Origin of the sequence: Vibrio fortis, from assembly GCF_024347475.1 — a bacterium.
Lineage (GTDB): Bacteria > Pseudomonadota > Gammaproteobacteria > Enterobacterales > Vibrionaceae > Vibrio > Vibrio fortis.
Genome location: NZ_AP025487.1, coordinates 1,249,268 through 1,273,804 on the forward strand (window position 1 = coordinate 1,249,268; position 24,537 = coordinate 1,273,804).

Annotated in this window: 17 protein-coding genes and 4 tRNA genes; 11 read left to right on the forward strand and 10 right to left on the reverse strand. The window is 44.1% G+C overall.

Annotated features, from left to right (window positions below):
• Positions 1-215: 215 nt before the first annotated feature.
• The 7 genes from OCV50_RS05680 (at position 216) to nspC (ending at position 7,079) form a co-directional block, all read left to right on the forward strand.
• A tRNA-Cys gene (locus tag OCV50_RS05680) sits at positions 216-289 on the forward strand.
• A 25-nt stretch (positions 290-314) separates the two neighbouring features.
• A tRNA-Gly gene (locus OCV50_RS05685) sits at positions 315-390 on the forward strand.
• A gap of 77 nt (positions 391-467) precedes the next feature.
• Positions 468-554: transfer RNA gene (locus OCV50_RS05690), tRNA-Leu, on the forward strand.
• Positions 555-584: 30 nt separating this feature from the next.
• Positions 585-660: transfer RNA gene (locus OCV50_RS05695), tRNA-Gly, on the forward strand.
• Positions 661-1,554: 894 nt separating this feature from the next.
• Positions 1,555-4,476, forward strand: coding sequence for a pyridoxal phosphate-dependent class III aminotransferase (locus OCV50_RS05700; RefSeq protein ID WP_261903930.1), 2,922 nt, complete (start codon positions 1,555-1,557; stop codon positions 4,474-4,476).
• 8 nt (positions 4,477-4,484) lie between these two features.
• Positions 4,485-5,738, forward strand: a complete 1,254-nt coding sequence (locus OCV50_RS05705) for a carboxynorspermidine synthase (protein WP_261903931.1) — start codon at positions 4,485-4,487, stop codon at positions 5,736-5,738.
• Between the two features lie 201 nt (positions 5,739-5,939).
• Positions 5,940-7,079: a carboxynorspermidine decarboxylase gene (gene nspC, locus OCV50_RS05710; RefSeq protein WP_261903932.1), complete on the forward strand. Its 1,140-nt coding sequence runs from the start codon at positions 5,940-5,942 to the stop codon at positions 7,077-7,079.
• A 56-nt stretch (positions 7,080-7,135) separates the two neighbouring features.
• Here the strand turns inward: nspC and OCV50_RS05715 are convergent, their stop codons facing one another.
• The 4 genes from OCV50_RS05715 to OCV50_RS05730 form a co-directional block, all read right to left on the reverse strand.
• Positions 7,136-7,678, reverse strand: a complete 543-nt coding sequence (locus OCV50_RS05715; RefSeq protein ID WP_261903933.1) for an Lcl C-terminal domain-containing protein — start codon at positions 7,676-7,678, stop codon at positions 7,136-7,138.
• Positions 7,678-9,300 (reverse strand): DUF1566 domain-containing protein, encoded by a 1,623-nt coding sequence (locus tag OCV50_RS05720; protein WP_261903934.1) that lies wholly within the window; start codon positions 9,298-9,300, stop codon positions 7,678-7,680. Before OCV50_RS05720 ends, OCV50_RS05715 begins: the two co-directional genes overlap by 1 nt.
• Before the next feature lie 199 nt (positions 9,301-9,499).
• Positions 9,500-10,012, reverse strand: a complete 513-nt coding sequence (locus OCV50_RS05725) for a glycine cleavage system protein R (RefSeq protein WP_152468528.1) — start codon at positions 10,010-10,012, stop codon at positions 9,500-9,502.
• A 217-nt stretch (positions 10,013-10,229) separates the two neighbouring features.
• Positions 10,230-11,138, reverse strand: a complete 909-nt coding sequence (locus OCV50_RS05730) for a DUF3943 domain-containing protein (protein WP_261903935.1) — start codon at positions 11,136-11,138, stop codon at positions 10,230-10,232.
• Between the two features lie 210 nt (positions 11,139-11,348).
• On the opposite strand from OCV50_RS05730, the gene OCV50_RS05735 reads away from it, so the two are divergent.
• A complete protein-coding gene (locus tag OCV50_RS05735; RefSeq protein ID WP_261903936.1) occupies positions 11,349-12,584 on the forward strand; it encodes a CinA family nicotinamide mononucleotide deamidase-related protein in 1,236 nt (411 codons plus the stop codon).
• 115 nt (positions 12,585-12,699) lie between these two features.
• On the opposite strand, the gene yfaE is transcribed toward OCV50_RS05735, so the two are convergent.
• The 4 genes from yfaE to ubiG all read right to left on the reverse strand — a co-directional run bounded on the left by yfaE (position 12,700) and on the right by ubiG (position 17,737).
• On the reverse strand, positions 12,700-12,978 hold the full coding sequence (gene yfaE / locus OCV50_RS05740) for a class I ribonucleotide reductase maintenance protein YfaE (protein WP_239840685.1): 279 nt from the start codon (positions 12,976-12,978) through the stop codon (positions 12,700-12,702).
• A complete protein-coding gene (gene nrdB, locus OCV50_RS05745) occupies positions 12,978-14,111 on the reverse strand; it encodes a class Ia ribonucleoside-diphosphate reductase subunit beta (protein WP_032549288.1) in 1,134 nt (377 codons plus the stop codon). The genes yfaE and nrdB overlap by 1 nt, the downstream gene beginning before the upstream one ends.
• A gap of 100 nt (positions 14,112-14,211) precedes the next feature.
• Positions 14,212-16,488: a class 1a ribonucleoside-diphosphate reductase subunit alpha gene (gene nrdA, locus OCV50_RS05750; RefSeq protein ID WP_239840686.1), complete on the reverse strand. Its 2,277-nt coding sequence runs from the start codon at positions 16,486-16,488 to the stop codon at positions 14,212-14,214.
• Positions 16,489-16,993: 505 nt separating this feature from the next.
• Positions 16,994-17,737, reverse strand: a complete 744-nt coding sequence (gene ubiG / locus OCV50_RS05755; RefSeq protein WP_239840687.1) for a bifunctional 2-polyprenyl-6-hydroxyphenol methylase/3-demethylubiquinol 3-O-methyltransferase UbiG — start codon at positions 17,735-17,737, stop codon at positions 16,994-16,996.
• A 258-nt stretch (positions 17,738-17,995) separates the two neighbouring features.
• Here ubiG and gyrA point away from each other — a divergent pair, with 258 nt between their 5' ends.
• Positions 17,996-20,641 (forward strand): DNA topoisomerase (ATP-hydrolyzing) subunit A, encoded by a 2,646-nt coding sequence (gyrA, locus tag OCV50_RS05760; RefSeq protein ID WP_261903937.1) that lies wholly within the window; start codon positions 17,996-17,998, stop codon positions 20,639-20,641.
• A gap of 161 nt (positions 20,642-20,802) precedes the next feature.
• Positions 20,803-21,429, forward strand: a complete 627-nt coding sequence (locus OCV50_RS05765) for a TPR domain-containing protein (RefSeq protein ID WP_239840689.1) — start codon at positions 20,803-20,805, stop codon at positions 21,427-21,429.
• Between the two features lie 94 nt (positions 21,430-21,523).
• Here the strand turns inward: OCV50_RS05765 and OCV50_RS05770 are convergent, their stop codons facing one another.
• Together OCV50_RS05770 and nrfA are read right to left on the reverse strand one after the other, a co-directional pair.
• Positions 21,524-21,868, reverse strand: coding sequence for a rhodanese-like domain-containing protein (locus OCV50_RS05770; RefSeq protein WP_239840690.1), 345 nt, complete (start codon positions 21,866-21,868; stop codon positions 21,524-21,526).
• 169 nt (positions 21,869-22,037) lie between these two features.
• On the reverse strand, positions 22,038-23,468 hold the full coding sequence (gene nrfA, locus OCV50_RS05775) for an ammonia-forming nitrite reductase cytochrome c552 subunit (protein ID WP_261903938.1): 1,431 nt from the start codon (positions 23,466-23,468) through the stop codon (positions 22,038-22,040).
• Between the two features lie 482 nt (positions 23,469-23,950).
• Between nrfA and nrfB the strand changes: the two genes are divergently transcribed.
• Positions 23,951-24,535 carry a cytochrome c nitrite reductase pentaheme subunit gene (gene nrfB, locus OCV50_RS05780; protein ID WP_261903939.1) on the forward strand — a complete coding sequence of 195 codons (585 nt, stop codon included), beginning with the start codon at positions 23,951-23,953 and terminating at the stop codon, positions 24,533-24,535.
• Positions 24,536-24,537 lie beyond the last annotated feature (2 nt).

A 24,537-nucleotide genomic window follows, 5' to 3' on the forward strand; every position in this document is an offset into this window, starting at 1 on the left:
GTAACCATATGACGTGACAGTGTGATGGTGATCAACTTTAATCGCCTATTCCTTAGGCCTTTTTGTACATTAAGTTAGCTATTTAGCCCTTTTCGTATAAATTCTATTCAAACGAATTAAAAATACAAAAATAGTGTTGACTCAATCGTGTGATTCCGTAGAATGCATCCCGTACCCAAGAGGATGGCAATGAGCGATTCGATTGGAGTTACTAAGGCGCCTTGGCAGAGTGGCTATGCAGCGGATTGCAAATCCGTGGACCTCGGTTCGACTCCGGGAGGCGCCTCCATTCAAACTTTGAGTTTGAATACTATGCGACACTAGCTCAGCTGGTAGAGCGCAACCTTGCCAAGGTTGAGGTCACGAGTTCGAACCTCGTGTGTCGCTCCAAATTTTGTAATGTTGATTGGCATCGACATTAAGATGGTGTTTACGAATCGTAACGGCATCGCAATAAAGAATTGCGTGCCCTGGTGGTGGAATTGGTAGACACAAGGGATTTAAAATCCCTCGGCGTTCGCGCTGTGCCGGTTCAAGTCCGGCCCGGGGCACCATCTATAAAGTCTAAACATTGTTTAGCAAATGCGACACTAGCTCAGCTGGTAGAGCGCAACCTTGCCAAGGTTGAGGTCACGAGTTCGAACCTCGTGTGTCGCTCCAAATCAAAAAAAGCTCATCGGAAACGATGAGCTTTTTTGCATCTGGAATATCGTAAAACTATTTGAGCCATTAGGTCACGAGTTGACCCCGTGTCCTAGCCGGCCGCGTCGCTCCAATTTAAAAAACGCTTATCAAAAGTGATGAGTCTTTTTTGTATCTGGAACATCGTAAAGCCCGAACAGAAATGTTCGGGCTTCATTGTATTCGGATGTTTGAAAATTCACGAGCTGTTTGAGATTCCCTATGAACTCGTTTCTCGCTCTAAGGAATGACGGTTGAGTGAGGTTATCTTCGTCATCCTCGCTCTAGGGAATGACGGATTGATTGGGAGTTTAGTTCGTCGCCTTCGCTCTACGGAATGATGGCTGAAATTGTGAGCTATTTTCGTCATCCTCGGGCGTGAGGGACGAACGAGCCGGGGATCTCTTCAAGCGTGTGACTCTCATCCTATCCCTCGTATTTATAAAGCTGATATTAAAAACTATTGATAGTGTGTTAAAAACTATGTTACCTTCCCGCCCAATCTCGGAATGGGCAACGATTGCTTCTGGGGGATACGCGCAGTGACCATTCAGGCTGATTGTGACATTGCGTAGGGTAGGTATCAGTTAGTTCTTTAACTGATAGACGGGATACTTATGGCGCTTGATGCCATGTTAATGGGAAACCCAACATTGAACTCACTTAACACAACACTGCGAATCAGCTTTTCACATCCAATTGGGCCGGTACTCCACCTTTGCCCGATCCTTCAAAACAGTAGCATTACTGAACCTTGATTTTACGCTAAGTAAATTTTGCTGTCGTTAGACGGCGCTTTGTCGTGTTTGTCATTTGACTTACGCGGGCGTACAGCTATACCTCACTTCTAACAATGTGCTGTTAGGAGGGAGTATGAATACATTCAAGGGATTTTTTATGACTACCGCCTTTGAAGTCGATACAAATACTATCGCACACACGTTTTCAACTTCAGTCCCTGTTGTTGAAGGCACTTATGATCTTACTCCAGATGCTATCTTGCTTGAACAAGAGCAGAACGAATCGGCAGTGCGCTCTTACCCAAGACGTCTACCGATTGCAATAAAGCGTGCATATGGCGCTCTGGTTGAAGACACGCGTGGACAAATCTTCCTAGATTGTCTTGCTGGAGCAGGAACGTTAGCTCTGGGTTATAACCACCCAGAGATTAACCAAGCACTAAAAGCTCAGTTGGATTCAGGTCTACCTTATCAAACGCTGGATATTACGACTCAAGCCAAAGAGACGTTTATTAATCGCGTTAAAGCATTTTTACCACAGGATTTTGCTGAGAACTCAGTGATTCAATTCTGTGGCCCTTCTGGTGCCGATGCGGTTGAAGCCGCGATAAAATTAGCAAAGCAAACAACAGGTCGTAACACCATGTTTGCGTTCCGTGGTGCTTACCATGGTATGACTAACGGTACGATGGGCATGATGGGTAACTTAGGCACAAAAGCGCGCCGCAGCGGCTTGATGTCTGATGTTCACTTTATGCCATTCCCATACAACCTGCGCTGCCCATTTGGATTAGGTGGCGAGCAAGGTGCCCAAGCAAGCCTTCGTTATATTGAACGTCTACTTGCTGACGATGAAGCAGGCATCATGAAACCTGCAGCAATGATTGTCGAACCTGTTCAGGGCGAGGGCGGTGTAATTCCTGCTCCAGCATCTTGGTTACGTGGTTTAAGACGTATCTGTGATGAACACGGCATCCTACTTATCTTTGATGAAATCCAATGTGGTGTTGGTAAAACTGGACACCGATTCGCATTTGAAGAGTCAGGAATCAATCCAGACATTCTATGTCTATCGAAAGCGATTGGTGGTGGCTTACCAATGTCACTGCTTGTATTCGATAAAAGCATTGATACATGGAAAGCAGGTGAACACACCGGTACTTTCCGTGGTAATCAGCTAGCAATGGTATCTGGCGCGAAAGCACTAGAAATTATCGAGCGAGATAACCTTGTTGAACACGCGAATATTGCGGGTCAATACCTTCGCCACGGTTTAGAAAAGCTTCAGCAACGTGTTGATTGTATTGCTGAAGTTCGTGGTAAAGGCTTGATGTTAGGTGTTGAGATTCAAAACCCTAACGGTGAGAAGAACAGCTTTGGTGAGCCAATTGCTGATGGTGACCTAACCCTTAAAATCCAGCGTGCGGCACTTGAACGCGGCTTGATGGTAGAAAAAGGTGGACGTGAAGGCTCTGTTGTTCGTTTCCTTCCTCCGATGATCATTACTTTCGAACAAATTGATTTTGCTCTGCGCGTGATGGAAGAAGCGATTCTTGCAGCGGGCGGCAGTCATGTCGAAAGTGATAGTGCGAAAAGTGAGTGGAAGAAACACTTCATCCATACTGGCGTAGGTGGTAGCGACGAGTTTGAGAAGGTTTTAAATCAAACCACTCAAGCGATGAAGTCAGTATTTGAGCAAGTCGACGCACCATACTCTGGGCTAGAACCTAAACGACTAGAAGCTGCAATTAATGCGGTGGATCTTGATAACGTTCAAGGTTCATTGATTGATGTGGTGGAAGATACAGCCGACTTAGTTGCTAAAAACTCCATCTTTGTACAACACCCTGACTGTATTGCACATCTACATACTCCGCCATTAATGGCTTCTGTCGCTGCTGAGTCTATGATTGCAGCGCTTAACCAGTCTATGGATTCATGGGATCAAGCATCGGCTGCAACCTATGTTGAGCAAAAGGTCATCGACTGGATGTGTGGCAAGTACGAGCTAGGTGCGGATAGCGATGGTATTTTCACTAGTGGCGGCACTCAAAGTAACCTAATGGGACTGTTGCTAGCACGAGATTGGATCGCCGATAAAGTCGATAACCACTCGATTCAAAAGCTTGGTCTTCCAGAGTATGCGAAAAAGTTGCGTATTCTATGCTCTAAAAAGTCTCACTTCACTGTCCAAAAATCGGCTTCTTTGCTAGGATTAGGCGAGAATGCAGTACGCTGTGTTGATGCTAACGATAACGGTACCATAAAAACGGAACTGCTTGAGCGAGCAATTACTGAGCTGAAACAAGAAGGTTTGATCCCGTTTGCTGTTGTAGGCACGGCAGGAACGACGGATCACGGCGCGATTGATGACCTAAACTCTATTGCTCAGATCGCTCAGCAACAACAGCTTTGGTTCCATGTTGACAGTGCGTACGGTGGTGCTCTTATCTTGAGCAGTCATAAAGCACGTCTTAAGGGCATTGAAAAAGCAGATTCAGTAAGTGTCGACTTCCACAAACTGTTTTATCAAACAATCAGTTGTGGTGCATTGCTGCTTAAAGACAAACAGAACTTCAAGTTCCTACTGCATCATGCTGATTACTTGAACCGTGAGCACGATGAGCTGCCTAACTTAGTTGATAAGTCGATTGCAACAACCAAACGATTTGATGCACTCAAAGTCTTTATGACGATGCAAAGCGTAGGGCAGGAACAATTGGGTGAGATGTATGATCACCTATTGGCACAAACACTTCAGGTCTCCGACCTTATTCAAAACCACGAAGGTTTTGAGCTATTAGCTGAGCCAGCATTGTCGACAGTGCTGTTTAGAGCCGTTAATAGCCATGTCACGGATTTAGACACATTTAACCAAACATTAAGATTAGAGGCATTAACTCGCGGTGTCGCTGTTTTGGGCGAAACTGTGGTTGATGGAAAGAGCGCATTAAAGTTCACCATCCTTAATCCGTGTTTAGATATGGCGGATTTCGAGTCTCTCATTGCAAAAATTCAGAATCTAGCGGCTGAGCTAGCAGAACAACAAGGGTAATAAATATTATGGCAATTCTACAAATTGGTGCAGGCGGCGTAGGTTGGGTTGTTGCACATAAAGCAGCACAGAACAACGACGTACTGGGTGGCATCACTATTGCATCTCGAACTATCGCGAAGTGTGAGAAGATCATCGAATCTATCAAGGGCAAAAACAACCTAAAAGATTCAACTAAGAAACTAGAGGCGCGCGCTGTAAACGCAGATGACGTTGATGCGCTTGTTGCTCTAATTAAAGAAGTTCAGCCAGACCTAGTGATCAACGCGGGTCCTCCGTGGGTAAACATGGCTATCATGGAAGCGTGTTACCAAGCAAAAGTATCTTACCTAGATACATCAGTAGCGGTTGACCTATGTTCTGAAGGTCAGCAGGTACCACAAGCGTACGATTGGCAATGGGGCTACCGTGAGAAGTTTGCAGAAGCAGGCATCACAGGTATTCTTGGCGCTGGTTTCGATCCTGGTGTGGTTTCTGTATTTGCTGCTTACGCGGTTAAACATCTGTTCGATGAGATCGATACTATCGATGTGATGGACGTTAACGCTGGCGACCACGGTAAGAAGTTTGCAACTAACTTCGACCCAGAAACGAACATGCTTGAGATTCAAGGTGATTCTTTCTACTGGGAAAACGAAGAGTGGAAACAGGTTCCTTGTCACTCACGCATGCTAGAGTTTGATTTCCCGAACTGTGGTTCTCACAAAGTATATTCAATGGCACACGATGAAGTTCGCTCAATGAAAGAGTTCATTCCAGCGAAGCGTATCGAGTTCTGGATGGGCTTTGGCGACAAGTACCTAAACTACTTCAACTGCATGCGTGACATCGGTCTACTAAGCCCAGACCCGCTAACATTGCATGATGGTACTGTGGTTCAGCCTCTACACGTACTTAAAGCCTTGCTACCTGACCCAACATCACTAGCGCCGGGCTACACGGGTCTAACGTGTATCGGTACTTGGGTTCAAGGTAAGAAAGATGGCAAAGAGCGTAGCGTATTTATCTACAATAACGCTGACCACGAAGTGGCATACGAAGACGTAGAGCATCAAGCGATCTCTTACACAACTGGTGTTCCTGCTATTACGGCTGCACTTCAGTTCTTCCGTGGCGAGTGGGCAGACAAAGGTGTATTCAACATGGAACAGCTAAATCCAGACCCATTCCTAGAAACTATGCCGGGTATCGGTCTTGACTGGCATGTTCAAGAGCTTGAAGCAGGCCAAGGCCTTCCTGTGATTCATGAGCTGAAAAAATAAGAACTGATTTCTTGTTTTGATTGCTAGTTAAAGGGGACATGGATTGTTCCCTTTTCGATGATGATCTCCTTATAGCTTTGGTATCATTTATTTTGATTTTGTAACTCACTGCGTTCGAACAGGACAAAATCAAAATAAATCACACCAAACTTGTTTAATTTACCTTTCCATCTTTAGATGCTGCTTGAGCGCGTATAGAAAATGACATTTAAGAAAGAAGAACTTAAAACCCCATACTTTATGATCAACGAAGATAAGTTGATTGAGAACCTAGAGAAAGCTAAACAGCTTAAAGAGATTTCAGGCGTTAAGCTTGTATTAGCCTTGAAGTGCTTCTCTACTTGGGGCGTATTCGACATCATTAAGCCTTATCTAGACGGCACGACAAGCTCTGGTCCGTTTGAAGTAAAGCTAGGTCATGAAACCTTTGGTGGTGAAACGCATGCATACAGCGTTGGTTACAGCGAAGATGATGTACGTGAAGTAGCAGATATTTGTGACAAGATGATCTTCAACTCACAGTCTCAGCTAGCAGCTTACCGACACATTGTTGAAGGCAAGGCATCGATTGGCCTGCGTCTTAATCCAGGAGTTAGCTATGCTGGTCAAGACTTGGCAAATCCAGCGCGTCAATTCTCTCGCCTAGGCGTTCAAGCTGACCATATCCAACCAGAAGTCTTTGAAGATATTGATGGTGTGATGTTCCACATGAACTGTGAGAACAAAGATGTGGATGCTTTTATTGGTCTACTTGACTCTATCTCTGAGCAGTTCGGTGAATACCTAAACAAGCTGGATTGGGTGAGTATGGGTGGTGGCGTATTCTTTACATGGCCGGGTTACGACATTGAAAAGCTCGGTTTGGCACTAAAAGCTTTCTCTGAAAAGCACGGTGTTCAAATGTACCTTGAGCCGGGTGAAGCGATCATCACTAAGACTACGGATCTTGTTGTGACCGTGGTTGATATCGTAGAGAACGTGAAGAAAACGGCGATTGTTGATTCAGCGACAGAAGCACACCGTTTAGATACTCTGATCTATGACGAGCCAGCATCGATTCTGGAAGCGTCGGAAAATGGCACGCATGACTACGTGATTGGTTCTTGTTCTTGCCTTGCTGGTGATCAGTTCTGTGAAGCAAGCTTTGATGAACCACTAGAGATTGGCCAACGTCTGCATATCTTAGATAGTGCTGGCTATACCATGGTGAAACTGAATTGGTTCAATGGCCTGCGTATGCCTTCTGTCTACTGTGAGCGCTCAAGTGGCGAAGTACAGAAGCTAAACGAATTCGATTATTCAGACTTTAAACGCTCACTGTCACAGTGGTCAGTAAAGTAGATTGAAATAAAAAGAGCAACCGATGGGTTGCTCTTTTTGTATGCGACTATTGAGTCTTAGTTAAACTCTTTTACCAGGCGAATTAACGGACTAGGAACGTCGCTTGGAGCTGTAATTACTTCGAGCGCTTCCCCGAAATCGATGACTAACCCATCGTAATTTACATTTATTTGCTTGGCATCTGGTGTGTTGGTCCAATATGGTTCATTAGTCGTTGTAGGGAAGTAAGTCAGGTTTATTGCTGGCATTGTGCAGCGATAGTCTACGATTGAGCTTAATTCTTTTATATTCGGTAACCTAAAATTTGATTGACCAGCGATTGTCGTTAAACTCGAATCCTGCGTCGCAATTAACGCATCTTCCCAATTTGCATATTCTGCTGCAGTACCGTCACATTTGCCCGTACCTATATTATAACTTTCACCTACGTTGCATTTAGACCAGAGTAAATTTGTACTCACGTCTAACAGCGTGCCATCATTTCGGTCAATAAACTGGCCATCTTGGTGAGAGGCTGGTTGGTTAGTGACACACGTTTGAGCGAGCAAATCAGTGCTAAAAAGGACAATGATTGTCCCGATGTACAAGTTGAATTTCATTATTCAATTCCTCCACTCACTGCAACAATACCAGTCACGCCAGCGATGTTTTTATTACAAAGTTGTAGTTTTCCTGTTTGTGTATCAATACATCGAGCACTACCATCTTGTTTTACCGAAGTAGAGTTAGTAAAGAATCTGGAACCAAGGTTTTGGAAGAGCGTAGTCTCAGTGACTGGTTGAGGAACTACATTGAAATTAATGAATGAACGCGCCTCAACTGGAGAAGGGAGGCGCCAATCGGTGATACCGCATACAGAGCGGCTGTTCAAACTGCTGATATAGCTGCTCGTGTTGCAATAATGACTGCCGGCCCCATCATTTATGTATGCACATTCTGATGAGATCGTTCCTTGACTATATAGAAGATCATTACGAGCTCCTGTATACCCACCATTTGTATTGGTATCTGCATCATACCAAGTGTAATTGTAGGATGAACTACGCCATGAGTTTGAATGATCATCCCACAGGCTTGGATATGGGTTATTGTCTGGGTCGTTCTTGTGCTTTTCGATCCAGTCATCGATTTCTGATTGGGTTGGTAGAGTGCGAGATGCTTCTTTCTCTTCAATATATAAGCCAGTATGTTCATCTTTCACACAAACCCAGTTAGTTGCACTCGGTAACAGCGGATTTCCGTCAGCATCATATTTTGTGTAACGAAATCCATATTCGCCGTCAGAGTGCTCGATATCATCTGCTTTATCTAAACCATAGTCCGCATCTTGGTTTGGATGACTCGCTGGTGGAGTTGTGCTATCAAAAGCAGTTCCGTCGTAATAGGTTACGTAGCCTGTGTCGTTGAAATTCTTCTGGCCAGGAATATAGAAGGCTAGCGTGTTTTTTGCTGAGTCTATCGTTGCATTCCCGACTTCAGTCATGGTGTAGATGACCGATTCACCACCTTCGTTAAAGTCATCATCCTTAGCTGAGAAAGTAATGTCTGACGTTAGGGTTTCTGCAGAGAGCGTAACGTTGAGGCTCGCCATATCAACTGTGTAGTCATCTGATGCCGCAATACCGGTTTGAACCAAGGTAATCGTGACATCTTGGCTCGAATAGTTACTTAGCACCATTTGTTGCACCACACTGTCACCCTCAACGACGGTACTTAGGTTGTTGCTAAATCCGATAGTTGGTTGAGCATTGGCATCATTGATAGTAACAGTCGCCTGGTTGTTGGTAATGGTGTACGACGAACTTGAAGGGGCTGTAATCGAGTATTGGAGCGTCTTAGCGCCTTCAAAGACGTTATTGTGTAGAACATTAAGTGGCAGTGTGGCTGTTGTTGAGCCTGCCGGAATAGTTACCACGGAGCTACTTAGCGGGTCATAATTTCTAAAGTCACCAGCAGAACGAGTGGTGACATTGGAAGTCGTAATCGTTAGGTTTACGTCGCTAGTGAGCGCTTCTGAAAGTGTAACCGTGACGGCTTCTGTACTTGAACCTGACGTTGGTTCATTGATACTGAGAGTTTCTGGAATTGATATGTTGATCGCTGAAGAAGAACTTGTACTGCTTTCACTACTTTCATGACCACTCTGGCATCCGCTAAGCAGTGCGGTACAACTGAATACTAAACAAGCTTTACTACGCCATTCCGTGTTAATTTTGTACATTCAAGACCCTAAGCCATTAAATTATATAAATATATTCATATGGTAACAAAAATAATATGATTACATTTTTATAAATAATGCTTTTAAGCCTAAATATAAGGGATTTTTGTAAGTTATGTAAGAATTGCGAGCTAACTTTGATCTTAAGGCTCTGATATCAACAAGTTAATCAATAAAAGAGCCGTTGTATGTCAGCGAATTAACTCTCGATCATGACGCGTGTATCTTCACTCAGCGTCTCAAGTTCGTTGGCTACGTCTTGGATTGGTAGCTCTAGTGGGAGTTTTACGGCAATTTTGGCGGTAAATAGGCTGGAGCTGACACCTCCACCTCCTGCGATGAAGACTCGATGACAATCCATATCCAGAATCGTGATGCCTTGTCCATCTAATACATGCGTGACTTCATTGACGATACCAGCGCGATCATTCGAATCTAGACGAAGGTGATGGATAGTATCTTGTACTTGTGGAGAGTGGTCGGCATCAACGAATTGTACAGTTAGGTCTATATTGGCACTAAATGCTTCTTTAACTGTGGACTCATTAATCGCAGGGAGTTCTATTTTGATGACTCCGGCAACTTGGTCCTCAATGAAGTTCACTTTACTTATAAGCCATTTGCCACCGTTTTCATGAGTGACTGCAGCGAGTTGTTTAATGGTTGCAGGCGATGCTTTACCAATAAAGTTAACGATAAATGTACTATTCATATCAGCCCCCAAAGATTCAATTGAACGCCATTAATAAGCGTTTGAAATAACGAGATAATCTGTCTTACATACAGTTTAGAAGCTGGATAAGAACAATATTTGACCTGCGTCAATTTTTGAAACTAAGCTGCAACGCAAAACAAGTTAATGAAGAGTCGGGCACAAAAAAAGCGACTCGAGAGTCGCTTTTTAGAAAGAATTACATCTATTGAGTGATTTAGAAGGTCACTTTGAAGTTCATACCCACAAATTGAGAGTCGTAAGGCGCGCCAGCATCGTATGCAAACTTAGCCGCGTCTTGGTTACTCCACCAAGGGTTAGTGTTCAGATTTACTTCCGCATCGCCACCCCAAGCATCACTTACCCAGTAGTGAATATGGCCAACAGGGTTCAAGAAGAACAGAGACACATCACCCATGGTTTTTGAGCCCATTACTTCACCGCCAGTCATAACGATGTCTTGTTCGGCCTCTAACATCAGTTCACCGACAACCGCACCGAAGAATGGTGTGATGAAAAGGTCTTGCCAAGATGGGATTTCTGCAAATGCTTCAACACCGTATTCCCAGAAGAAAGTCGACATAGTCCAAGAGTACATGAAAGATTCAAACTCATTGTAGCCAGCGTGTCGCGCTGCCGTGTAGTAAACACCACCAAAGTACGGGTGCATTACGTAGTTCAAGAAGTGCTCATCGCGGTCCCATACTGGGCCACTAGATACGTTGTCTTTCCATTTTTGACCAAGCTTACTTAAGTCACGTTGGTCATCATCCCACTTCGTGATGGATTCAGGAAGAAATGTCATTAAACCTACAGTCGCAACACTTAGACCGAGAATGGTATAAGTTTGGCCCATTAGGTAATCCCAATCTTTCTCTTCACTCATCAAAAGGTGCTTTGGTTGCTGGATTGAGAAATCGTACTCTTCGTTTGACTCGCTCAGTGCGTAATTGATACTAGGCTTGTAAGTGTACAAGTTTTCATTTACGCAGTACTCTTGAGTACAATCATCCGCATATGAAAGGTTGAATGGTTGGTCGAAATCGTACTGGCTTGCAACCGAGTTCGCTGACATTAGTAGTGAAAATGCAGCAGTAACCTTTGCTAATAACGGTGATTTGGCCACAAGGGTCTCCATAAGAGTTGGTAGGTTGAGCAAAGTCACAATTATCCATTAATTACCTGATTTATGGAACTAATAATTGTGCGCTTTCAGAAAGATAATATTAAATTTCACATCATTAATACTTGTGAAATGAGTTAAACGCCTAAACATAGAAGATAGACCACTTTAAAAATAATGCAGCGTCTTTATATGACAGCAAGGGATGAAAATATGACCAAAATCGCAATGTTAAGTACAGGTGAAGAAGTTCTTCACGGAGACATTGTAGACACAAATGCCGCTTGGATGTCCGCTGAGTTTTATCAACATGGTTTCGTTTTGGCAAAGCGCTCTACTGTCGGTGACCAAATGAGTGCGCTGGTGGAAGAACTTTTGATGCTGAGCTTTAACTACGACGTGGTCATCGTTAATGGCGGTTTAGGGCCAACGACGGACGACATGAGTGCCGCAGCGGCTGCAAGTGCTGCTGATCAAAAGCTGGTTCTTTTCCCTGATTGGTTACAACGTATGGAGAGTATGTTTGCAGCTCGTGGCGCTAAGATGCCAGACAGTAACCTCAAACAAGCTATGCTGCCGGAACATTCACAAATCGTAGATAACCCTGTTGGTACCGCTTGTGGTTTCAAACTTAAAATCAACGATGCGACATTTTACTTTACTCCTGGTGTTCCGAGTGAGTTTAAAAAGATGGTTAAAGACCAAATTTTGCCTGACTTAGCTCGAAGCTATCCGGAAATCAGTGCCTTTGAGTGCAGCCGCCTCTACACCTTTGGCCTCTCTGAGTCGGGGATCTCCGATATTCTAGACCAGCTTAAACTGCCTGAAGGTTATGAATTAGGCTACCGCTCTTACTTGCCCTTTATTGAGGTAAAACTGTTTGGGCCTAAATCGGGTCTCGAGGTTCGCGTGAAGCTGCTTCAGATGGTGCATAAGCTGCTAGAAGGCAATGTTGTGAGTGTTGATGAGCCGATGGTTGAACATTTAGGGCACTTGTTGAGCGAGAAGCACAAAACCTTATCGGTATCAGAAGTATCGACCAAGGGCGCGCTGTCCGCATGGCTGCAGTCGGATGAAAACCTTGAAAATTGCTTTGGGCATTCTTGGGTAATGGCCGAGAGCAAAGGCAGTGAGATTGATAAGAGCGATCCTTTAGCGGCGACATTAGCTTTGGCAGGAGCAACAAGAGAGAAATGTTCCACGGACCTGGCTCTCGTCACTGGCAAACTTGAGGATAAAACCTTTAGTGTTGCACTATCGACGCCAGCAGGAGAGTGGGGGCAAGTGTTTGAGTTCCATCGTTCATATAACCGGGAAGACTCTAGAACGGTGATAAAAACAGTGGCCGCAGACATGCTTCGAAGACATCTAGAAAACAAACCGATGTTTGGCCAGTTCACCTCACTTAAACGCATTAAAGAGCTGTTCATTCCCAACGCTGTCTTATAACAAACGCTCAGTGACCCACAGCATCTAAAACGAATATCAGTATGTAAAAAAGGGCCCGATAATATTAATTATCGGGCCCTTTGAATTTTGCTATCGGTGCTGAGTTATTTCATCTTTAAGCGCGTTTTTGCTTATTGCGATGGATAACATTACTCAACGACAATTCTGTCTTAGCCTTACAAATACAAGGCAAGATTTCGTTGCTCTGTGTGTAAGCCATAGCAAAACCAACATACTCGACTTCACCTGAGTCTAACGTGCAACGACAAGCGCCGCAGTGACCATCACGGCAGTTGTATTCAGGCTCAAGGCCTGCTTGCTCCATGGTCTCCAACAAAGTGTTAGAAGGATTAGACTCAATACTGATGAGTTTGTTGATTTTGAGAGTCGGCATTACAGTTCAAAACCTTCGAAGTCGTCAGCACTTACTTCGTTGTCGATTTGACCAACTAGGTAAGATGAAATTTCTGCTTCTTGCGGTGCAACTTGAACGTTATCTGAAGACAACCAAGCGTTGATCCACGGAATAGGGTTAGACGTTGCTTCTGGGTAAGCAGTACCTAGACCCACCGCTTGCATACGGATGTTGGTAATGTACTCAACGTATTGGCACAGGATGTCTTTATTTAGACCGATCATAGAGCCATCTTTGAACAGATATTCTGCCCACTCTTTCTCTTGCTCAGCCGCATCTTTAAATAGGTCGAAACACTCTTGCTTACACTCTTCAGCGATTTGCATGAATGAGAAGTCATCTTGGCCGTTACGCAGCAAGTTGATCATGTGCTGAGTACCCGTAAGGTGCAGTGCTTCATCACGAGCGATTAGCTTGATGATTTTCGCATTACCTTCCATTAGCTCGCGCTCTGCAAATGCAAACGAACATGCAAAACTTACGTAGAAACGGATAGCTTCCAGAGCATTTACAGACATCAGACATAGGTACAGTTTCTTCTTCAACTCGTATAGAGATACTTTGATCTCTTCTCCGTTGATGTTGTGTGTACCTTCGCCGTAGCGGTGGTAGTCAGACGTCAGCTTGATTAGCTCATCGTAATAGTGTGCGATGTCTTTTGCACGCGCTAAGATGTGCTCGTTTTCAACGATGTCGTCAAATACAACGCCTGGGTCATTCACGATGTTACGGATGATGTGCGTGTATGAACGAGAGTGAATCGTTTCAGAGAAAGACCAAGTCTCAATCCAAGTTTCTACTTCTGGAAGAGAAACTAATGGCAGAAGCGCTACGTTCGGGCTACGGCCTTGAATTGAGTCAAGAAGCGTTTGGTATTTCAGGTTTGAAATGAAGATGTGCTTCTCGTGCTCTGGCAACTTGTTGTAGTCGATACGGTCGCTAGATACGTCAACTTCTTCTGGACGCCAGAAGAAAGACAGTTGTTTCTCGATTAGCTTTTCGAAGATTTCAAATTTCTGTTGGTCGTAACGCGCTACGTTTACAGATTGACCAAGGAACATAGGTTCTTTTAGTTGGTCATTTTTTGTTTGGGTAAAAGTACTGTAAGCCATGAATGCCTCAAATCCTTTCCAGACCTATCTAACAGGCCTCGTTAATGCTTTAGACCCAGAGAAGAAGGCTTCTCTGGGTTCTTATGTTTGTTACTTATGCTTAGATCTTACAACCGCCGCCTGCACAATCGTCTTCTTGTGCTACTGCGCCTTGCTCATCTTTCGCGCCATCACGAGTGTTATGGTAGTAAAGCGTCTTCACACCGTACTTGTAAGCAGTCAGTAGGTCTTGAAGAAGTTTCTTCATTGGTACTTTACCGCTTTCATATACGTTTGGATCATAGTTTGTGTTGGCTGAAATCGCTTGGTCGACAAACTTCTGCATGATACCTACTAGGTGCAGGTAACCATCGTTAGAACCGATGTTCCAAAGTAGTTCGTAGTTGTCTTTTAGATTTAGGAAATCAGGCACAACCTGCTTCAAAATACCGTCTTTTGATGCTTTAACAGAAACGAAACCACGTGGTGGCTCAATACCGTTAGTCGCGTTAGAAATCTGAGAAGAAGTCTCAGAAGGCATTAGCGCTGTTAGTGTTGAGTTACGTAGACCGTGTTCAACGATCTCTTCACGTAGTGCATCCCAGTCGTAATGAAGAGGTTCTTCACATACAAGATCAATGTCTTTCTTGTAAGTGTCGATTGGCAATAGGCCTTTCGCGTAGTTCGTTTCGTGGAACGAAGGACACTTACCTTGTTCTTTCGCAAGCTCAACCGATGCTTTCAACAAGTGGTATTGGATAGCTTCGAATGTACGGTGAGTTAGACCGTTTGCGCTGCCATCTGAGTATTTAACACCGTTTTTCGCTAGGTAGTATGCGTAGTTGATAACGCCAACACCCAGAGTACGACGGTTCATTGTTGACTTGTAAGCCGCTGGAAGTGGGTAGTCTTGGTAATCAAGAAGTGCATCAAGTGCACGAACCACTAGGTCAGAAAGCTCTGCTAGGTCATCAAGAGATTCAATCGCGCCAAGGTTGAATGCAGAAAGCGTACATAGTGCAATTTCACCTTCGTCATCTTCTACGTTTGTAAGCGGCTTAGTTGGAAGCGCGATTTCAAGACATAGGTTTGACTGGCGAACTGGTGCTACTTCAGCATCAAATGGGCTGTGAGTGTTACAGTGGTCAACGTTCTGAATGTAGATACGACCAGTAGAAGCACGTTCTTGCATGAGTAGAGAGAATAGCTCTACCGCTTTCACTGTTTCACGCTTGATTGATGGATCGTTCTCGTACTTCACGTACAGCTCTTCAAAACGTTCTTGGTTTTCGAAGAATGCATCGTATAGGCCAGGTACATCAGATGGTGAGAATAGGCTGATGTTACCGCCTTGAACTAGGCGAGAGTACATAAGCTTGTTCAGCTGTACGCCGTAATCCATGTGACGAACACGGTTCTCTTCTACACCACGGTTGTTTTTCAGTACAAGTAGAGACTGAACTTCACCGTGCCATAGTGGGTAGAACACTGTTGCAGCACCACCACGCACACCACCTTGAGAACAACACTTAACGGCTGTTTGGAAGTACTTGTAGAATGGGATACAACCTGTGTGGAATGCTTCACCACCGCGAATCTCAGAACCTAGAGCACGGATACGACCAGCGTTGATACCAATACCAGCACGTTGAGAGACGTAACGTACGATTGAGCTCGCCGTTGCGTTAATTGAATCTAGGCTGTCACCACACTCAATCAGTACACAAGAACTGAATTGACGGGTAGGCGTACGTACGCCAGACATGATCGGCGTAGGAAGGGAAATCTTAAATGTCGACGCTGCATCGTAGAAACGCTTGATGTAATCAAGACGCGTCTCTTTCGGATATTTAGCGAATAGACAAGCAGCAACCAAGATATATAGGAACTGAGCACTTTCGTAGATCTCTTTCGTTACACGGTTCTGCACGAAGTATTTACCTTCAAGCTGCTTAACCGCTGCGTAAGAGAAATCTAGGTCGCGTTTGTGATCGATGTATTGATCCAGTTCAGCAAACTCAGCTGGCGTGTAGTCTTCCAGTAGGTGACTATCGTATTTACCCATATCAACCAGTTTTGCAACGTGGTCGAACAGTGCTGGCGGCTCGTATTGACCGTACGCTTTCTTACGTAGGTGGAATACCGCTAGACGTGCTGCAAGGTATTGGTAATCAGGAGTCTCTTCTGAGATCAGATCCGCAGCTGACTTGATGATTGTCTCATGGATGTCAGTCGTGGTGATGCCATCATAAAATTGAATGTGAGCTTTCAATTCTACTTGTGATACAGAAACATTGTGCAAGCCTTCTGCTGCCCATGTGATCACGCGGTGGATCTTTTCTAGATCAATCGTTTCTTTGCGACCGTTACGCTTAGTAACAGTAAGTTGTTGGTTCATTCTGCTTAATTTCCCTAACAAAACTGATTAAAGCCGTGTTTTTGTCTATTTCTGTGTAATTTTTGTAAATTACATGGCGGCTTTGTGATCTTGGTCTACCCATATATTGTAGTTCAAACACAACATATAGGGGTCATTTGTTTGTTGGGTTACAAGATAGTGCTAGGCCGGAGATTTTTCAAGGCAAAGAAATGGGAGTTCTTGTGGATAACTACTAAATTGAAAAAAAACTGTAAGTGACCACTAACTGATGAGGATAGCTCTCACTTGATTGTAGAAAATTGGCTTTTTAATGATGGTTTAATTTTGCGCGCTCATAAAAAAAAATTCCTTGATCTTTGGGCAAAAGAGGAGGCGGATTTTCAAAGGTCAAAATTGAATCTAGATGGTCAAAATGGAATCGGGAGCACGAAATTTAGACTGAAAAAAGTCGCAAACTTATGGTAATTGCAACCTTTTTCATTGGTCTAAATTAAATTATTTTTTATGGGGTTATTGGCAGGATTTACACAAAATTCTTTGTATGAACAATATAGTTAACATCTACGTTACTTCCCAAACGGTACGTGTCCGTTAGTGGGTTGTAATGCAAGCCAGTGATACCGAGTTCTTGAAGCGGCGTGTTATCGATCATCTTGATGAGCTCAGCAGGACGAATGAACTTTTCGTGCTCGTGAGTACCTTCTGGGACGATCTTCAATAGCTTCTCTGCACCAACAATAGCGAACAAGTAAGACTTAAAGTTGCGGTTCAGCGTTGAAAAGAAGACATGTCCGTTAGGCTTCACTAACTTAGAGCAAGCTGTGATCACTGATTGAGGGTCGGGAACGTGCTCAAGCATCTCCATACAAGTGACTACGTCATAAGCTTGTGGATTTTGCTCTGCGTGATCTTCGATGGTGCTTTGAATGTAATCAAGCTTAGTGCCAGTCTCAAGGGCGTGTAGACGAGCAACCTCTAAAGGCTCTTTACCCATGTCTAGACCGGTTACAACCGCACCTTCTTTTGCCATGCTCTCAGCAAGAATGCCGCCACCACAACCTACGTCGAGAACTTTTTTTCCAAACAGGCCTTCTGTTTTTTCTAGCACGTAGTTAAGGCGTAAAGGGTTGATTTGGTGAAGAGGCTTAAACTCGCCTTCGAGATCCCACCAGCGTGACGCCATGTCTTCGAATTTTTTGATTTCTGCTGGGTCGACGTTCTGTGATTTGGTCATAATCGGCATTTCCAAGTTAAATAATGCATCCATGAAATTGAGAGCATTATAACTTGGCTTTCGTCTCTGACCAGAAGATCTACAATTTTGCGAATTTGTTGGATGCAAAGTAACCATCTTTCAGCAAGATATGATGATGACGTGCAATTTCTCATCAATTGATTGGCTACAAGGCTCACAAGATGATAAAAGGATAGGGAAAGTGATGCCTCACAAGGTAAATTTGTGTTATATTTTTCGGTCTTATACGTATTCAAAAATACGATCTGACTATAGAGGGAAAATGGCTCTATGAGCGATCTAGCGAAAGAGATCACGCCCGTAAATATTGAAGATGAGCTTAGAGGTTCATACCTAGACTACGCGATGTCCGTCATCGTTGGTCGTGCCCTTCCTGATGTGCGTGATGGCCTAAAGCCAGTACACCGCCGCGTTCTATTCGCGATGAATGTACTAGGTAATGATTGGAACAAACCATATAAAAAATCTGCTCGTGTAGTAGGTGATGTAATCGGTAAATATCACCCGCACGGTGATAGCGCTGTATACGACACTATTGTTCGTATGGCTCAGCCGTTCTCACTGCGTTACATGCTAGTTGATGGCCAAGGTAACTTTGGTTCTATCGATGGCGACTCCGCGGCTGCAATGCGTTATACCGAAGTTCGTATGGCGAAAATTGCTCACGAGCTTTTGGCTGACCTTGATAAAGAAACGGTGGACTACGTACCTAACTACGACGGTACAGAACAGATCCCAGCGGTTCTACCAACGAAAATTCCTAACCTACTGGTAAACGGTGCTTCTGGTATCGCGGTAGGTATGGCGACCAACATCCCACCTCATAACCTAGGTGAAGTTGTTGATGGCTGTTTGGCTTACATCAATAATGAAGAGATCACGATTGATGAGCTAATGGACTATATTCCTGGTCCAGATTTCCCAACAGCAGCGCTGATCAGCGGTCGTAAAGGCATCGTAGATGCTTATAAGACAGGTCGCGGCAAGATTTACATGCGTTCAAAAGCGGATATTGAAGTAGAGAAGAATGGTAAAGAGACCATTATCGTTACTGAGATCCCTTACCAAGTAAACAAAGCTCGTCTGATCGAGAAGATTGCTGAACTGGTTAAAGATAAGAAAGTAGAAGGCATCAGTGCACTACGTGACGAGTCTGATAAAGACGGTATGCGTATTGTTATTGAATGTAAGCGTGATGCAGTGGGCGAAGTGGTTCTAAACAACCTATACGCACAAACTCAACTGCAAACGACTTTCGGTATCAACATGGTTGCTCTAAACAACGGCCAACCACAGTTGTTTAACCTGAAAGACATGCTTAAGTGCTTCGTAGATCACCGCCGTGAGGTTGTGACTCGTCGTACTATCTACGAACTAAGAAAAGCACGTGATCGTGCACACATCTTAGAAGCGTTATCTCTGGCTCTAGCGAACATTGATGAAGTTATCGAACTCATCAAGAACGCGCCAACGCCAGCAGAAGCAAAAGTTGGCCTAGTTTCGCGTGGTTGGGACTTAGGTAACGTTGCTTCAATGCTTGAGCGCGCAGGTACTGACGCGGCTCGTCCTGATTGGTTGGAAGATCAATACGGCATTCGTGACGGTCAATACTTCCTAACGGAAACGCAAGCGCAAGCAATTCTAGAACTTCGTCTTCACCGCCTAACTGGCCTTGAACATGAGAAGATTCTAGACGAATACAAAGCACTTCTAGAAGAAATCGCTGAGCTAATGCACATCCTTGCAAGCACTGAGCGTCTAATGGAAGTGATCCGTGAAGAGTTGGAAGCAGTTCGCGATATCTACGGTGACGCACGTCGCACAGAGATCACTGCAGCTAGCCACGATATCGACATGGAAGAGCTTATTGCTCAAGAAGACGTTGTTGTGACGCTGTCACACGAAGGTTACGTTAAATACCAAATCCTGAGCGACTACGAAGCACAGCGTCGTGGTGGTAAAGGTAAGAGTGCGACTAAGATGAAAGATGAGGATTACATTGAGCGTCTGCTTGTTGCTAATACTCACGATAACATCCTATGTTTCTCGACTCGTGGTAAGACGTACCGTCTGAAAGTTTACCAATTACCACTAGCAAGCCGTACCGCTCGTGGTAAGCCAATCGTGAACATTCTTCCTCTAGAAGAAGGTGAGCGTATTACAGCAATCCTACCTGTTTCTGAGTTCTCTGAAGATAAGTTCATCTTCATGGCAACGGGTGACGGTACTGTTAAGAAGACATCTCTGGATCAGTTCGCAAACGTACGTGCTAACGGCCTAATCGCAGTTAACCTACGTGATGATGACTCGCTAATTGGTGTAGACATCACAACTGGCGATAGCGATATCATGCTGTTCTCGAAGTCGGGTAAAGTCGTTCGTTTCAACGAAGACAAAGTTCGTCCGATGGGCCGTACAGCGGCGGGTGTTCGCGGTATGAAGCTTCCAGAAGATGACCAAGTTGTGTCGTTGATTGTTCCTTCTAATGAAGGTGACATTCTAACTGTGACTCAAAATGGTTACGGTAAGCGTACTGAGCTAGCAGAATACCCAACTAAGGGTCGTGCAACGCAAGGTGTTGTATCTATCAAAGTCTCTGAGCGTAACGGCCCAGTTGTTGGTGCTGTTCAAGTTGAAGAAGGCGATGAGATGATGATGATCACCGACGCAGGTACGTTAGTACGTACTCGCGTAGCGGAAGTAAGCCAAGTTGGCCGTAATACGCAAGGTGTGACGCTAATCCGTACTTCTGACGATGAGAATGTTGTTGGTCTACAGCGCATCGACGAAGTAGAAGAAGCTGAGATTGTAGAAGGCGAAGTTGTTGAAGGTGAAGTTGCAGAAGGCGAAGCGCCAGAAGCAACAGCTGAACAACCAGCTGCAGACGCATCTTCAGATGAGCAAGACGCAGAATAAAATCTTTCGTTTAACGTGATTTTATTAATAAAAACCGAGCCTTAGTGCTCGGTTTTTTTGTGTTCTGAATTCAATACCAAAGTCAGGAAAGTTCGTAAACTCGATCAAAGTATCTCGCTGGATAAATAGGTAAAGTAAGACTTCTAGCCTAGGAGAATTACATGGAAAACTGGTTGTTGATCTCGATCCTACTTACAAGCCTCTTTATCGTTTCGATGATCATTATGAGTAGTCGCAGCAAGAAGGTACGCCATATAAACATACGATTGGGATTGCTCGCTGTTCTGGGAACCGTTGCTCTGTGGTACTTAATGAAACAAGAGGTACCGAAACCTGAGCTTTCCGACTCACAACCCGTTACCTTCGCGAACTATCAAAGCGAACTGCAGAGCAAGCTAGAGCAAGATCCTAACCAAGCGGAAATCTGGTTTAAACTTGGCAGTGTCTACCTAGAGCAAGGTGAATTTTCAGCAGCAGTAACAAGCTATGATTATGCCATCCGATTAGAGAATACCCCTGTAGCGCGCCTGTTTGCAGCGAAAGCCACGGCATTATACTACGCGAATAAGCAATTGATGGGGGAGGAGGTTACTTCGCTGCTTGATCGATCGTTAGATCTGGATCCAAATGATCGCACGGCTTTAATGCTGATTGCGAGCGATCACTTCATTAGTATGCGATATCAACAAGCGATCGATGTCTGGACTCAGTTGCTGGACTCGAACCAACAAGGGCTCGACAGAGTTTCAATCATCCACTCAATTAACCAAGCTAAGCAGATGCTTTAAGAAAAAGCCTAATACTGATTAGCTTGTCAGGATCAATTTGCGATCTTGCTTGAGGGTTGTGCTCTCGGTCTGAAATTTGAGAACAGGTGAGAGCTTATTTGTTTTGTTGCATCTCCACCAAGCCACCAGCATTGTGTAGATTGGTAAAGCCTTGCCTTTCTAACCATTGATAAGCTTGCCCTGAACGATTGCCACTGCGACAGTACAAGACGATTTGAGTGTCCTTGTCGATTGTTGCAAAATGCTGCTGTATCTCTGACAGAGGATAGTTGATCGCATTATCTAAGTGACCGTCTGCGAACTCTTGTGGCGTTCTGACATCAACAACCAGGGCGCCTTGTTCTATCCATTCCCATCCCGTTTTTGCTCGCTCTGAAGCTTGAGCAATACCACAGGTTAAGCTTACACACAGTGCAGTGATGACGAGTGTTGTTTTCATTGATTCTCCATCGGCTCTCAAGTGGATTGATAAAATAAAGAAAGCCACACATAGAGTGTGGCTTGATTTGATAATGACGTCTATTTTAAAGCGTTAAAAAGCAGCTTTTGGTCATAGAGTATGGATACTCTCAACTTGAGCTGTCGTCAGCGCTTGCAGGTGCCGCTAATTAGTAGTCGTAATTTGCTTCACGTTTCTCAGCCGCTTCATCCCATTTTGGAACGACAGTATCTAGGAAGTGCTTCTTATCAGCATTCATCTTATCCATGTCCATTCCCAATGCTTTTTGTGCAGCTGCTTTGGTTGAGATATCTGGGATCTCTACAGGATCTGTGATTCCTTTCTTCGCTAACAGACGAACCAACTTAGTACGAGCATCTGCAGCTCTATCAACCGCGGTGCCTAGTACTTCTAGTGCAACTTCAGGAGCGTGCATATGTACACCGTGAGAGGCAATCGCATAGTCCCAACGCCATTGAGCATGACGAATGTCTTGTAGGATGGGCTGCATTTCTTCTTCAGTTGCACCCGCATCCCACGCAGCGCCCGCTTCAAAGTGTGCGGCAACGATCTGCTTCTCGGCTGTTAGCTTCATGTTCAGTACTTGCGCTTTGCGACTAGAAACGATGTTCTGCATGGTCTCTTTGCTTTGAGTGTGACAATTTGCACAAGTGTCTTCAAAACGGTCGAACGGGTTTCCGACTTTGTGATCGGTATAAACTGTGCCATCTTCTTTGGTCACTTTAGGCATGTGACAGTCGACACAAACAACTTTGTTTTTGCCATGGATGCCTTCACGCCATGTTTCATAGCCTGGGTGCTGTGCTTTCAACATTGGTGCTTTGGAAACTTTGTGTGTCCAATCTTTGAAGTTAAGCGCATCGTAGTAGCGCTCCATATCTTCAACGGTTGTACCTTGATCCCAAGGGAACTTAACACTCTTGTTTGGACCGGTGAAGTAGTACTCAACGTGACACTGAGCACATACAGACGCTTGTTGATCGAGTCGACTCTGCTCATCAAACTTTTTACCGATGGCTTCGAATGCGCGCTCTACGTAAGGTCGAGTGACTTTCAAAGCTGGTTCGCCGTTTTTAAAGCCTTCGCTTTGAGTATCATGACAATCAGAGCAACCAATTGGGTTGACGATCTCTTCACCTAAGCGCGCCCATTTACCCTCAAAGTAACCATCTTCACCGCGCTCTTCGATAACACGCGCGACGTCTGGGCTTTTACAGCTCCAACACGCCATTGGCATTGGGCCAGATCCTTCGTCCATTGGCGCACCAGTACGAAGTGTTTGTCTTACATCGTCGAGTGCATAGAAGTGGCCTCTGGCTTTGTTGTAGTCTTTTGCAAAGCCATAGCCCGCCCACATGATCACCATATTAGGGTCTTCATGTAGCGCGTCTTCAATGTGTTCACTCTCTGACGTTTGTCGCCAAGAGTGGTATTGGTCAGGGTGGTTTTGCTCGAATTGATCGTTACGAGGGTCACCAATTGTTTTTTGTTCTGACGCAGCAAGGCTAGCTGCACTTACTAAAGAAGTGCTCACCAACAATAAGGCTGTGACGGAATTACGTATCCAGTGCTTTTTCACAGTGATATCTCCAATATACTGATTTTTATACCAAGCGTTGTGAGTTTGCTATTTCAAATTAAGAATTGGAGAATTCCTGTTTATATTAATTCATAAACAAACACATTTTGTTACGTCTTGAGGCATTGTTGTTTTAGATCAATTATCACTAGTGATATAAATCACGCTAACTCAACAATAACCCTAAAGGGGTAGGTGGGTGGGTTTTTGTGGGTGAGTTATAAGAATTATTCTCATTAAAGAACAATAACTTACGCATATAACCATAAATTAAATATGGTGATTTTGGTCACATAATCACCGATGCAAAATTCAACTTAACCCATTAGAGGTATATCCTTATTAATAGAAAGCGTTGTGGCTTTTCCAAAATAAGAATTGATATCATTTAGACGGTAATAGTGCTGTTTAAGGATACTTTTGTTTAATCGGATTTTTATTTAGTTGAGAGTTAAATAAATCCGATATAAGGAAAGGATAAAATGGGCAATATAAAATTGGCCATAGTCATAATGCTTAAATCCCTTCTAGCATTCTGCCTCTATGGTTATTCCATTCATGCTGTTGCCGAATCCGTTGAAATAACATCAGCGGAATCAAATAGACATGAAGTCGAATTAATTCGCGATAAAGATTATAAGTGCGTTCAATGTCATAAAGATTCCAAAGAAACATTATTGGGTTCACATGGCGTAGATGCACATAATATTGTTGGACGAGAAATTAACTGTACTGATTGTCACAGTAATATAAGTCCTGATCACCGAGAAGGGGCTCCAGAGGTGATCAAATATCGATCCGCACAGTCGCAAGAAGGAACAAATAAAGTATTTTTGGATCCTCAAAAGATCTTACAGGCAAATAGTGGGTGTACAGATTGTCATAAACCTGAATATTTGCAGGAAGATAACTGGACGCATGATGTTCATGCCAAAAACTTAACTTGTTCGAATTGTCATGATGTGCACGCTAATAAATCTAAGGTATTGAGTTTAGATAAGAAACAAACGATCAAACTGTGCGTTGATTGTCACTCAGACTTTAACCAGAAGAAAGAGGAGGAGTAATC

What these genes read in the sequence shown, in the direction of transcription:
- OCV50_RS05700 (WP_261903930.1), top strand. Translation starts at nt 1,555, where the DNA reads ATGAATACATTCAAGGGATTTTTTATGACTACCGCCTTTGAAGTCGAT.
- OCV50_RS05705 (WP_261903931.1), top strand. Translation starts at nt 4,485, where the DNA reads ATGGCAATTCTACAAATTGGTGCAGGCGGCGTAGGTTGGGTTGTTGCA.
- nspC (WP_261903932.1), top strand. Translation starts at nt 5,940, where the DNA reads ATGACATTTAAGAAAGAAGAACTTAAAACCCCATACTTTATGATCAAC.
- OCV50_RS05715 (WP_261903933.1), bottom strand. Translation starts at nt 7,678, where the DNA reads ATGAAATTCAACTTGTACATCGGGACAATCATTGTCCTTTTTAGCACT.
- OCV50_RS05720 (WP_261903934.1), bottom strand. Translation starts at nt 9,300, where the DNA reads ATGTACAAAATTAACACGGAATGGCGTAGTAAAGCTTGTTTAGTATTC.
- OCV50_RS05725 (WP_152468528.1), bottom strand. Translation starts at nt 10,012, where the DNA reads ATGAATAGTACATTTATCGTTAACTTTATTGGTAAAGCATCGCCTGCA.
- OCV50_RS05735 (WP_261903936.1), top strand. Translation starts at nt 11,349, where the DNA reads ATGACCAAAATCGCAATGTTAAGTACAGGTGAAGAAGTTCTTCACGGA.
- yfaE (WP_239840685.1), bottom strand. Translation starts at nt 12,978, where the DNA reads ATGCCGACTCTCAAAATCAACAAACTCATCAGTATTGAGTCTAATCCT.
- nrdB (WP_032549288.1), bottom strand. Translation starts at nt 14,111, where the DNA reads ATGGCTTACAGTACTTTTACCCAAACAAAAAATGACCAACTAAAAGAA.
- nrdA (WP_239840686.1), bottom strand. Translation starts at nt 16,488, where the DNA reads ATGAACCAACAACTTACTGTTACTAAGCGTAACGGTCGCAAAGAAACG.
- ubiG (WP_239840687.1), bottom strand. Translation starts at nt 17,737, where the DNA reads ATGGATGCATTATTTAACTTGGAAATGCCGATTATGACCAAATCACAG.
- gyrA (WP_261903937.1), top strand. Translation starts at nt 17,996, where the DNA reads ATGAGCGATCTAGCGAAAGAGATCACGCCCGTAAATATTGAAGATGAG.
- OCV50_RS05765 (WP_239840689.1), top strand. Translation starts at nt 20,803, where the DNA reads ATGGAAAACTGGTTGTTGATCTCGATCCTACTTACAAGCCTCTTTATC.
- OCV50_RS05770 (WP_239840690.1), bottom strand. Translation starts at nt 21,868, where the DNA reads ATGAAAACAACACTCGTCATCACTGCACTGTGTGTAAGCTTAACCTGT.
- nrfB (WP_261903939.1), top strand. Translation starts at nt 23,951, where the DNA reads ATGGGCAATATAAAATTGGCCATAGTCATAATGCTTAAATCCCTTCTA.